Source organism: Nostoc sp. 106C, from assembly GCF_002154725.1.
Classification (GTDB): Bacteria; Cyanobacteriota; Cyanobacteriia; order Cyanobacteriales; family Nostocaceae; genus Aulosira.
The window spans coordinates 21,729-27,728 of the sequence record NZ_MTAW01000017.1; the positions used below are offsets into that span (position 1 = coordinate 21,729).

General features: G+C 44.6%; 7 protein-coding genes and 1 pseudogene. 5 read left to right on the plus strand and 3 right to left on the minus strand.

From position 1 onward, the window contains the following. Positions 1–436: 436 nt before the first annotated feature. Positions 437–1,816 carry a glucose-6-phosphate dehydrogenase gene (gene zwf, locus BV375_RS00920; RefSeq protein WP_086756313.1) on the plus strand — a complete coding sequence of 460 codons (1,380 nt, stop codon included), beginning with the start codon at positions 437–439 and terminating at the stop codon, positions 1,814–1,816. Here zwf and BV375_RS35680 read toward each other — a convergent pair. After that, entirely contained in the window at positions 1,802–1,996 is a 195-nt protein-coding gene (locus tag BV375_RS35680; RefSeq protein ID WP_134075763.1) for a hypothetical protein, read from the minus strand. The genes zwf and BV375_RS35680 overlap by 15 nt on opposite strands. A gap of 192 nt (positions 1,997–2,188) precedes the next feature. Here BV375_RS35680 and BV375_RS00925 point away from each other — a divergent pair, with 192 nt between their 5' ends. Then, complete coding sequence (locus BV375_RS00925) at positions 2,189–3,097, plus strand: cation diffusion facilitator family transporter (RefSeq protein ID WP_086756315.1); 909 nt, start codon at positions 2,189–2,191, stop codon at positions 3,095–3,097. 296 nt (positions 3,098–3,393) lie between these two features. Continuing rightward, a pseudogene (locus BV375_RS00930) lies at positions 3,394–3,516 on the plus strand (ATP-binding cassette domain-containing protein); the annotation flags it as partial. On the opposite strand, the gene BV375_RS35685 reads toward BV375_RS00930, so the two are convergent. Then, positions 3,481–3,690, minus strand: a complete 210-nt coding sequence (locus tag BV375_RS35685) for a hypothetical protein (RefSeq protein WP_134075765.1) — start codon at positions 3,688–3,690, stop codon at positions 3,481–3,483. The pseudogene BV375_RS00930 and the gene BV375_RS35685 overlap by 36 nt on opposite strands. A 328-nt stretch (positions 3,691–4,018) precedes the next feature. On the opposite strand from BV375_RS35685, the gene BV375_RS00935 reads away from it, so the two are divergent. Continuing rightward, entirely contained in the window at positions 4,019–4,570 is a 552-nt protein-coding gene (locus tag BV375_RS00935) for a glutathione S-transferase family protein (RefSeq protein ID WP_086756317.1), read from the plus strand. Positions 4,571–4,603: 33 nt separating this feature from the next. On the opposite strand, the gene BV375_RS38560 is transcribed toward BV375_RS00935, so the two are convergent. Continuing rightward, complete coding sequence (locus tag BV375_RS38560; RefSeq protein ID WP_279432885.1) at positions 4,604–4,738, minus strand: hypothetical protein; 135 nt, start codon at positions 4,736–4,738, stop codon at positions 4,604–4,606. A gap of 874 nt (positions 4,739–5,612) precedes the next feature. On the opposite strand from BV375_RS38560, the gene BV375_RS00940 reads away from it, so the two are divergent. After that, positions 5,613–6,000: hypothetical protein (locus BV375_RS00940; protein ID WP_143841924.1), on the plus strand; the 388-nt coding region annotated here is incomplete at its 3' end.

A 6,000-nucleotide genomic window follows, 5' to 3' on the forward strand; every position in this document is an offset into this window, starting at 1 on the left:
CAGCCAGATAATTAATGTTGCTAACTTTCTGCTACTACTAATATTGATTTAAATTTAGATCTTGATGAGCAACTATAAGCTTTTGCTCTCGAAACTTATACTTTGATTTGGAATCACTATTTATCTGAGTTAATTGGCTTTATTTTACATATTTGAATTTACTTTCCGATTTTTATTAGCAATTAAGATGCGTTCGCCCTAAGATCAGCATAGTAATTTTCCTGATACGGAATTTTTATGTAAAAAAACTATTAAAGGTCGCTCTTTAAGCGATCGCCACGATCAACAAATCTGTATCGCCTCCTGTGTTAAGTCCAGCATTGTTTGCTCGCTTTAGCTCCCGTAATAAAGCAGATTTTGCTGATAAACTGTTGTCAGCCATGCGCTGTCAGTTTGGCGGCCATCATCAAAAAGCTAATTCCTCAAGAGGTTCGTCATGGAAACTCTTCATTCAGACGCACTGGTATTTTTCGGGGCAACAGGTGACCTGGCATACAAGAAAATCTTTCCCAGCCTTCAAGCAATGGTGAGGCGGGGTAATCTTAATGTGCCGGTGATTGGTGTTGCCGGACGACCTTGGACGACGGATCAACTTAGGGAAAGGGCACGTGATAGCTTGGAACATCATGGCGGTGTAAATAAAGCAGCATTTGATCAACTTTCCTCATTGCTTCAGTACGTCTCTGGTGACTACAACAAAGCAGAAACTTACGAAAAATTACGTCAAGCTCTGGGTAATGCCACTCGTCCTCTCTACTATCTGGCAATTCCGCCTAGCCTGTTTGCACAAGTAGTGGAAGGATTGGGCAAATCAGGTTGTGCTAAAAATGCCCGCGTAGTGATTGAAAAACCATTTGGCCGGGATTTGCGATCGGCACGCGAGTTAAACCAAATTCTGGCATCGGTTTTTCCCGAATCTTCTATCTATCGCATCGACCATTATCTGGGCAAAGAACCACTGCTGAATTTACTATATTTTCGGTTTGCTAACTCGTTTCTCGAACCAATCTGGAATCGTAACTATGTTGAAAGCATCCAGATTGTCATGGCAGAAAACTTTGGCATTCAAGGACGGGGGCACTTTTATGAGGAGACTGGTGCGATTCGGGATGTGGTGGAAAACCATATGCTGCAAGTATTGGCTTCAGTTTGCATGGACGCACCCGCCAGTAACGCTCCTGATGCTATCCGGGATGAAAAAGAGCGTATTCTCAAAGCTATACTTCCACTACAACCCAATGACATTATTCGCGGTCAATTTCGCGGTTACCGCGATGAAGAAGGTGTTTCTCCCCAATCCCAAGTAGAAACTTTTGTTGCCGTGCGGCTATTTATTAATACTTGGCGGTGGTCAGGAGTTCCCATCTACATCCGCGCTGGGAAGAAATTGCCTGTGAAGACCACTGAGGTGATGGTCAAGCTCAAGTGTCCACCTCTAGATGTGTTCCGGGAAGGGGGAAAAGAAAACACTCATTATGTTCGGTTTCTACTAGATCCGGAGGTAATCGTCGGGCTGGGTGCGCGCACTAAAATCCCCGGCGAAGATATGATTGGCTCTGCTGTTGAACTGTTGGCTTTTTACGGAGGCGGGGACGAGATGGAACCCTATGAACGTCTATTGGGTGATGCGATGCGGGGCGATCCCACCTTGTTTGTGCGCGAAGATACGGTGGAAGAGGAATGGCGGATTGTCCAGTCAATTCTTGATAGCGTCACACCCGTTTACGAATATGAGCCAAATACATGGGGCCCACCTGAATCAGATCAACTACTCTTCCCCAGCGATCGCTGGTACAATCCCTTACCGAGGGAGTAACAGATATTGCCCAGCACTGCCTGCTGATGAGTCGTAGGAGTAAGTCTCCGGCTGAGTTGAACTCAACCCCGATACTAAAGTAGCTACTAAACGGTTAGGGGATACACCTTTGTCTTGTGTTGTGCTTCTCCTTGAACATCGTCCAGCGCGATCGCCTGACTTGTGTTTTGATCGCTTCACTACCCTTGCTGATATTGCTAGGCCAATAACATTGCTAAGACAACAGCGGTGAAAACACAAGCAAGGGCAAGCTACTAGTTAGTAATTTATTCTTAATTTACGATTGGAATAGCTCCGTAGTTATCTCAAGGATGATGAAGGTTAAAGCAAGATTTGTTACTATTAGCTCTGAATATTTGCCGTTTAACCTAAATGAGTGGTCGAACAGCTCGCTCCTACGCTTTCTTGTCGATTGCTGCCGCGATCGCCACAATTGTCTTGAAGTTTGGGGCTTATCTGCTGACTGGTTCAGTAGGCCTACTTTCAGATGCCATTGAGTCATGTGTAAATCTCATAGCCGCACTGGTGGCATTGTGGGCATTAACTTATGCTGCCAAACCAGCAGATGCAGAACACGCCTTTGGGCATTCTAAAGCTGAATACTTTTCTAGTGGCGCAGAAGGCATGTTGATTGTAGTGGCTGCAATCATCATCGCCATTGAAGCTTGGGGGCGCTTGTTGCATCCAGAACCTTTAGCACAGCTTGGATTGGGATTAGCAATCTCGCTGTTGGCAACAGCAGTCAACGGCATTGTTGCCTCGATCTTACTGCGTGCAGGACGACGGTTACGTTCGATTACGCTCAGGGCTGATGCTCACCACTTGTTTACTGATGTATGGACTTCAGCAGGAGTGGTAGTTGGAATCCTTCTAGTCAAGGTCACAGGCGCTCTAGTTATTGACCCAATTATTGCACTGGTAGTAGCAGCAAATATTGTGTGGACAGGATTTCGTTTGTTACGAGAAACTGGTTCAGGGTTACTGGATACTGCTTTGCCCAAAGAAGAAATTGACGTAATTTCCACAATTCTCAACGGATACCAAAGTCAAGGCCTCCAATTCCATGCGCTGCGAACCCGCATTGCTGGAACGCGCCGCTTTGTTTCTTTCCATGTTCTTGTACCCGGAGCTTGGACAGTTCAACAAGGACATGATTTGTGTGAGGAGATTGAGCTAGCCATCATTAACGCATTGCCTTCAACCAGCGTGACAACACACTTGGAACCATTGGAAGATCCTACTTCTTGGCACGATCTAGAGTTAGAGCGTATTGGCAATTAGTTGCAAACTGATTGCTCGATAATTAGAAGATGATGTACGTCTGCAAATGGGTTATTTGAGTTAACGCTTCAGCCTCTACCAAGATATGAGTATTTGGGAAAATCTGCGGTATGCAGCAGGTTTGCGCGAGGTGAATGATGCCGACTTCAAAATCCGCAGCGCGCTATCTTGGTTTGCTCGAGCTGGCACGATTCAAAAATCCAAGACTTACGCAAGAACTACGATTGTACGTCATTACGAGCGAAGCGAAGTAATCGCAAAGGCTTAGTTTTTCGTCACGAGTGCGTAAGTCCTAAAATCGTTTAGCTGGAAGACTCTCCGCTGGCATGAAGCAAAAGCTGGCTCTGTGCTGCACCTTGATTCACAACCCCCCGATTCTATTGCTAGATGAGCCAACTACAGGCGTCGATCCAGTTAGTGGAAACTACCCGATGATGAGTATCAAGGTGATGCCGAGGATTCCGCTTTAAAACTAAGAAACCTCCAGCCATACAATATGCCTGGAGGTTTAGCACGTCAGATGTGAACTGAATGCCAATGTTTCCATTAGTGGATGTAGTAGGCGGCAAGTCTAAAATGTTGGGTTGAATCATCAGAGACTATTTTTATTGTTTGGGATTTTCTAGATTTTTTGAACCCAACGTTTTACGGTTGACGCGCTACTACGCATCTGTCTCATTTTTTCCTGGAATTGGTATCAGTTCAGCAATGAAGCGATTGAGAGCTTTCTGAATAGCCGTGTAACCAGGAGCCTGCTTGCCAAACTTCAGTTGAGACAAGCAGGCGATCGCGTAACAGCGCAAGTTCTACCCCCAGTTACAAAAACAAGTAATTGAGAACCACAATAGTAGCTTGGTCAAGGCAAAAGTTAATATTAGAAAGCATTCCCATACTCACAAAGTTCGTGAATCTAAAGTAATTATGCTGAAACTTTACGGTGGTACTCGTAGTCGTGCGTCAATCATCGAGTGGTATTTAGAAGAATTGGGAATTCCCTACGAATTTGTGCTCCTGGATATGCAATCAGGTGAACATCGTAAGTCTGAGTATTTGAAAATTAACCCAATGGGCAAAGTTCCAGCAATAGTGGATGGGGACTTCCAGATTTGGGAATCAGGAGCAATTTTGTTGTATCTTGCCGATAAATATGGCAAAACACCACTTTCACCGGAGTTGCGTGGTGTGTTGTATCAGTGGGTATTGTTTGCCAATGCTACTTTGGGCCCTGGCATTTTTGGAGAAGAGAATAGAGAACAGGAAATGCCTCGTTTGTTAACTCCCTTGAATAACATTTTCGAGCAGCAACCTTTTTTACTAGGTAATGAATTTAGTGCTGCTGATGTAGCCGTGGGATCTATTCTAAGTTATAGTTTACTTCTGCTGAAGCTAGATCTGAGTTCTTATCCAGCCGTATTGGATTATGTCAAACGCATGTCTGAACGTCCGGCATTTTCTATTGGTAAACGAGCTTAACTAAATCTTCTCAATAATATTACGTAAATTCAATCAATTAAAAATAGCAGGAGGTAATGCCAGTAGGAAAGCGAAAAATTCTGAGGCAGGTGAGGGCGATCGGGTGATGTTTGGATTTGTCTTGGCTTGAGTTTGCGGTATCAGGTGATCGCCCTTAAAAAACTTCATTGCTCATACCCAATACTGTCCTGATTGTGGAACAGCAGAGGGCTGATCCAGACTGGCGTAAGAAAATATTTTAAGAAAAGGCTTACAATCGCTTGTACTAAAGGGTTCACTGAGCCATTACCACTCAACACTTTTGCGTTGTAATGACTGCAAAATTGCGATCGCAACCAGGCAAGCATTTAGATTTTTTCAACCCTATGCAGAGAATATGGTGGCCATTGCCAAAGGCGGCAAGCTACCCTCGCTGTTATACCATTTCACCTTAATAATGATACAAATACGCGCTTCAGGGTTTAGCATTGCTCATACGTGTCAACTTAACGTGAAACCCTTGTTAAAACGTGATTTTGTATTCACTCACCTACCATTACGATCCTCGTCACCCCACCCCAGTTTTGTCTAAAGCCAAAACTTCCCCTCCCCGCCTGCGGAGAGAAGTTGCGTGCGGGGGTTCCCCCCCGTTGAGCAAACTTCGGGGGAGGGGATTAAGGGGTGGGGTAAAACGTGTGTGGGATAAGCGTTTGAGCTTAAGTTGACACCAATGAGCAATGCTAAACCCCTACAAAAATTTATGTGTATCAGGATTTTCGTGAATTGGTATTAGTTTCAATCCCTGAAGCAGGATTTAAGTTATTGGAAGGTCTGATCTGCCAAGGATTGAACAAAGCAACCGTAAACAACAGAAACTTGTAAGAATGGAAATAGACTACTGAGGCTGTTATCTATCACGCGAAAGCACAATAACATGGCTTTTTCTCATGAATTTCAGCGTTATCGGAGCGTGCGCCCAGCACAGATGCTCCAAGGTCTGGTTAGTTCCATCCTGCTGCACTCTATTGTATTAATAGGGAGCATATATTGGCTCAGAGCTTTTGTGCCTAAGCCTCAGCAAGAGATTCCAATTGAGGTAGTTGAAGTTTCTCCCAATGAAACGCACATACCCCCAAAAACCTCATTCCGGGCTACTAAAAATTCAATTGCGGGTGGTAAAGCTTTACCTCAAAGACCTATTTCTGCTGTGAAGTCAGCTAATAGAGCGGCACATAAAGCCTCGCTTCAGAGTCCTTTTGGCTTAACAGCCTTATCTCCCCTCAAGGTATTCCAGCCAGAATCAAAGCAGCAGAAAGCGGAATTACCAAATCTATCTCCTCAACAACCCAAAGCGCGAAAAACAAAGTTCGCATCTGCAACCATACCAACAGCACCCCAGCCTAAAAAAATAGCAGTAGCACCGACCACACCACTAACGCCCAAAGTTGAGC

What these genes read in the sequence shown, in the direction of transcription:
- BV375_RS35685 (WP_134075765.1), bottom strand. Translation starts at nt 3,690, where the DNA reads ATGATTCAACCCAACATTTTAGACTTGCCGCCTACTACATCCACTAAT.
- BV375_RS00935 (WP_086756317.1), top strand. Translation starts at nt 4,019, where the DNA reads ATGCTGAAACTTTACGGTGGTACTCGTAGTCGTGCGTCAATCATCGAG.
- BV375_RS38560 (WP_279432885.1), bottom strand. Translation starts at nt 4,738, where the DNA reads ATGAAGTTTTTTAAGGGCGATCACCTGATACCGCAAACTCAAGCCAAG.
- zwf (WP_086756313.1), top strand. Translation starts at nt 437, where the DNA reads ATGGAAACTCTTCATTCAGACGCACTGGTATTTTTCGGGGCAACAGGT.
- BV375_RS00925 (WP_086756315.1), top strand. Translation starts at nt 2,189, where the DNA reads ATGAGTGGTCGAACAGCTCGCTCCTACGCTTTCTTGTCGATTGCTGCC.